This is a genomic window from Waterburya sp. (assembly GCF_058530065.1).
In genome coordinates this window covers 1-4362 of record NZ_JBZNBU010000139.1, presented here as the reverse complement: position 1 = coordinate 4362, position 4362 = coordinate 1, and the positions used below count along the sequence as shown (strand labels likewise).

Sequence of the window (4362 nt, the reverse complement as noted above, 5' to 3'; positions counted from 1 at the left end):
TGGGCATTGGGCGGGGCAGTTTGGAAATAAAGATCGAGAATTTCCGATGCCGAACCACTAGCCAAACTAGTAATGGGCATCGGGTTATCTGAAATCCAGCTTTCCTGTAGTTGTTTAATGGTTTCGGTAATAATTCCCCCACGATTTTTGAGAGCCAAACAAGTAGGCAAACCCCTAATCCAACGGTCTAAATAAATACCTAAATGTCCGTCTCCTTCTGGTTCGTTTTGGGAAAGAAGTTCGGTAATATAAGAATCGCTGGCGCGGTTGCCAGGCTTGCGAAAGGCGCGATCGCAAAAACTACTGAGCATAAAAAAGGGAAAAGTTTCCCGAAAAACATAAGTCCCGATCGCTTTTTGCATGGCTGGCTTGTAAATAATCTGCTCTCGCAAAGAACTTATCAGCATATTGCAAAGCTTGTCGATCTTTTCTTGGGCTTCGGTTTCGCTAATTTGCTTGTTACGAATTTCTTGCTCGATACTGTGGAGATTTTCTTTAAATAGTTCTGTTTCCCCAATTAATTCGGGGGGAATATGATCTTGTCCCTCTTGTCCCGTGCGTCGGAGGTCGTATTTGGGAGAAACCTGCACTTTTCGCATTAAATAACTGACCAAAGAATTGGTTTGGCGCAACCTACTAGAAAGATTGTGGGCTAGAGACTGATAAAAACGATCTGATAAACCAGGAACAGAAGTTAATAAAGAATAGAGGTTTTGTTCGTTTAAAATACAAACTTCCACCTCTTCTTGAGCGATTACCGCAGCACTAGTGGGTACGCCCTCCAAAAAAGACATCTCGCCAAATATTTCCCCTGGTTCTAAAAAAGCGATCGCCACATCCCTACCCGATGCGGATCTTTCTACCCTAACCATGCCCTTTCTGACTAAAAAAATTGCCTCGGATTTGCGACCTTCTTGGAGAATTATCTCTCGCTGCTGGTAGGTAGCAACTTGGGCTTTTTCTAAGAAAACGTTGTAATCTTCGTCAGTGAGGTATTTAAGTTTGCCGTTCATTTAAGATATAAATTGACAGTCAGATAAATTAGGTCGCCCTTTGCGATCGCGAAACAAGTTTTTTAGGGCTGCTTGTCTCCTCTGGGGCGATTCGGTAGCTAAATTCCAGAGACTCTCATAGAAAAAGAAAGATACGCCAGCAAATTGATGTTCGCGAGCGATTTTAACTTGCTTGTGAATTTTGTGCCACAGGATCGGACGACCTTTTAAACCAGATAAAATACCAATTGCCACGGGAATATGCTCTCTAGCTGCTAAGAGTTCTGGCTGTTCCAATTCGGCAATTAAACTTTTGTTGCTATCGCGATATAGTTGGACGATTAATTCTTCAATAAAACCTTTTCGTTCCCAGGTATGCCAGTCCATCAAAAAAGAGTTGAGAGAAAAGTTTTGGGGATTAGGAGAAACAGAAATAATTGCTTTGGAGTTGTGACGTTTTAGTTCGTGAAATAATTCTTCCACGTAGGCAGTAATTTTATCCGCCCGCCAGCGCACCCATTCAGGATCTTTATAATTTTCTGGGGGTAGCTTGCCATCGTGTTCCTGTTGATACAACTGGACTGTATAGTCGTCATAACCCAACTCTGAAGGATAGCCAAAATGATCGTCTAGCTGAATGCCATCAATGTCGTAGTTACTAACTATTTCCCTTAATAAATCGGTCATAAAAGCCCGTACTTCAGGTCGTAAAGGGTTCAACCAGACTCTTTGATGTACATTGCCTTCCCACCAGATAGTACTACCATCTTGGCGACTGGTCAGCCATTCTGGATGGTTTTTGGCTAATGTAGAGTCTGCTGGTGCCATAAAGCCAAACTCGAACCAAGGAATCACGCTCATCCCTTTTTCGTGTCCCTGACTGATAATTTCTGCTAGAACATCCCTATCTTGTAAACCTTCAGTGGGATCTAAAGCCAACCCCGTAACTTCCTCGGCAGTGGGAGAAGGATAGAGAGTATAGCCCCAATTCCACACCGTAGGGTAGAGAGTATTAAAATTAGCTTTCTCTAACAAAGAAATAGCTTCAGAAGTGCGACGGCGATCGAATAAGACATCGCTGTCTACATTAGTCAGCCAGACTCCTCGCAATTCTTTAGGGGTTGCTGCCTGGCAAATTTGCTTATTTCCCTGTAATTGAGACTTTCCAGGTAAAGGGGTGATGGCTACTAAGGTAAGAGCCAAGATAAATAAAAAAATCCACCAAGATATGCGACCTCTTTCTTGGCTAAATCGAACTAGTTTATTCGCAAAAAGATCGAAAGTTCTGGCAATATACTGTTTCATCAATGCCTTAAAATCTAAAGAACATAGCGATTATAACTACTCTCAGGGCGGGACGTGGGAGATTTTTTTCTCGTTTCTAAATTCTACACCTGCGATCGCGAAAAATATGGCGATCGCTCTACTTCAATCATTAATCTCTCAAATGGATTTTGTAAAATTCGCAAGCGAAAACGCTCCCCTAGAAGTTTTGAGTCGGAGATCCCCCCTAGCCCCCCTTCAAAAGGGGGGTTGTGTATGGGTAAGGCAGCAAAAGGAATAGAGTGTAGATACAGATGGGGAATAACAATCAGTTCCCTAACATTCTGTAAGTGATGCTCTACTAATTGAGTCAAATCTAGATGTTGTGCTAACTCTGCCAAAGTTTGAGGCATTTTTTCTTGCCAAGCTTCAGAATAATCGGGATCTTCTTTCTTAACCATTTCAGATAAGGCTTAAACCAAGAATTAACCGCAAAATCTCCTAATTGCTGGCGATTAAATTCAGTAGTATGAACTGCAACTGGTTTGTTTTTGAAGACAACAAAAATCTGTAAGTTAGTGCGGGTGACATAGCAAGAGATTAAAGCCGTATCAGAATCGGGAATTAGTTCGCGAATAGCATCGAAAGCAATTGGTTCGACTTGAATCTGTTCGGAAAGCACCTTATCAAAAGCGCGAATCTGTTGCCAAACTTGCTGTTTTTCTACCTCAAGCTGTTTGATTCTTTCATTAGCAGCCTCAAAGCTTGCTCTAGAAGAACGAGTAGCAGCACCAGTCAAGTCTCCCGATTTAGTTCCATTATCCTTCGGACGTTCTCTTTCCTCGTTGATGCGCTGCTGAAAGCGATTGTACTCTTGTAGGTATTGGGCAACTTGTAGAGGTATTTCACCATCGCTGTAGAGATCGTTATTTGCGATCAAATCCACCAAACGACGACAACGAGAACGCTCTGTATACTCAATTGCTTTCTCTACTTGTCCCGAATTGATACAAGCTTGCACGATATTTTCGTAAACACCAATAGATTCGGTGATAATTTCTTGTCGGCGATCGTCATTTAATGCAGCAAGGCGACTCTTTTCTATTGCTTCAATTGCTAACGAATAAGCTTCAATAGCTGATTGCCAGTTACCTTGTGTAAAATGTAGATCTCCCAGATTACGAGCAGTTTGCAAACACTCAACAGGAAAGTCTTGTAGATAATAATTAGTTGTTTTGACTCAATGACTAAACCTGACGGTAGTACCCGAAGGGCTGTCTGTAAACTATGATTTCGCAGTAGATGCTTACATTCCTCAAGGATTAACGCAAACTGCTCCAATCATCATTATTTCCCACGGATTTGGTTCAATTAAAGAAAATTTTGTTTCTATTGCCGAACATATAGCTTCCTATGGCTTTGTGGTATTTGTCCCCGATCATGTAGGGAGCGATCTTTCCTATCGTGAAAACTATCTTCAAGGAAAACTTCATACACTGCTTAGTCCAGTGGAGTTTCTCAATCGCCCCCAAGAAATTTCTTTTTTTATCAATCGCCTAGAAGAATTAGCTGCCACCGATTCCCAATGGAAAAAGTTACTGAATTTAGAGCAGATTGGCGTGATGGGGGATTCTCTCGGCGGTGCTACCGTTCTTTCTCTTGCAGGAGCTAAACTCGATTATGCTCGTTTGACCCAAACCTGTAACCAAGAAAATGTTATTTTAAATTTATCCTTATATTTGCAGTGTCGCGCTCAATACTTACCCCCAGAAAATTTCAATTTAGGCGATCCGAGAATTAAAGCTGTACTAGCTGCCCATCCCCTTGCCAGCGGTATCTTTGGACCAGAAGGCATGGGGGAAATTGATATTCCCATCCTAATTACTGCTGGCAGCAATGATTTGGTAGCTCCAGTGGTTACCGAACAAATTCATCCCTTTGTCTGGGTCAATTCCGAACCAAAATATGGGTCTTGCACGCTTTTGGTGATCCAAGAATCAGGCGATCGCTAGTTTACTAGACAGGACACAAAAATCTTTTCTTGAGTAGTTCATGACTGGCACGACCATACATTTGTCTTTTCAACATCTTGAGTCGATTAACCTGA

General features: G+C 42.0%; 5 protein-coding genes. 1 reads left to right on the top strand and 4 read right to left on the bottom strand.

Annotated features, from left to right (window positions below; genetic code table 11):
* From AC33VI_RS09185 to AC33VI_RS09170, 4 genes are all read right to left on the bottom strand, one after another.
* On the bottom strand, positions 1 to 1013 hold a 1013-nt coding region (locus tag AC33VI_RS09185; protein ID WP_491781965.1), incomplete at its 3' end, for a Crp/Fnr family transcriptional regulator.
* The gene (locus tag AC33VI_RS09180) at positions 1014 to 2297 is read right to left on the bottom strand and encodes a glycoside hydrolase family 10-like protein (RefSeq protein WP_491781964.1); all 1284 of its coding nucleotides are present in this window, start codon (positions 2295 to 2297) and stop codon (positions 1014 to 1016) included.
* 83 nt (positions 2298 to 2380) lie between these two features.
* Complete coding sequence (locus AC33VI_RS09175) at positions 2381 to 2716, bottom strand: hypothetical protein (protein ID WP_491781963.1); 336 nt, start codon at positions 2714 to 2716, stop codon at positions 2381 to 2383.
* Positions 2644 to 3450, bottom strand: coding sequence for a tetratricopeptide repeat protein (locus tag AC33VI_RS09170; protein ID WP_491781962.1), 807 nt, complete (start codon positions 3448 to 3450; stop codon positions 2644 to 2646). The genes AC33VI_RS09175 and AC33VI_RS09170 overlap by 73 nt, the downstream gene beginning before the upstream one ends.
* Positions 3451 to 3508: 58 nt before the next feature.
* Here AC33VI_RS09170 and AC33VI_RS09165 point away from each other — a divergent pair, with 58 nt between their 5' ends.
* Positions 3509 to 4267: an alpha/beta hydrolase family protein gene (locus AC33VI_RS09165; protein ID WP_491781966.1), complete on the top strand. Its 759-nt coding sequence runs from the start codon at positions 3509 to 3511 to the stop codon at positions 4265 to 4267.
* The last annotated feature ends 95 nt before the right edge of the window (positions 4268 to 4362 follow it).

Bases quoted from the DNA above. Each gene is read 5' to 3' on its own strand.
- AC33VI_RS09175 (WP_491781963.1), bottom strand. From the start codon at position 2,716: ATGGTTAAGAAAGAAGATCCCGATTATTCTGAAGCTTGGCAAGAAAAA.
- AC33VI_RS09180 (WP_491781964.1), bottom strand. From the start codon at position 2,297: ATGAAACAGTATATTGCCAGAACTTTCGATCTTTTTGCGAATAAACTA.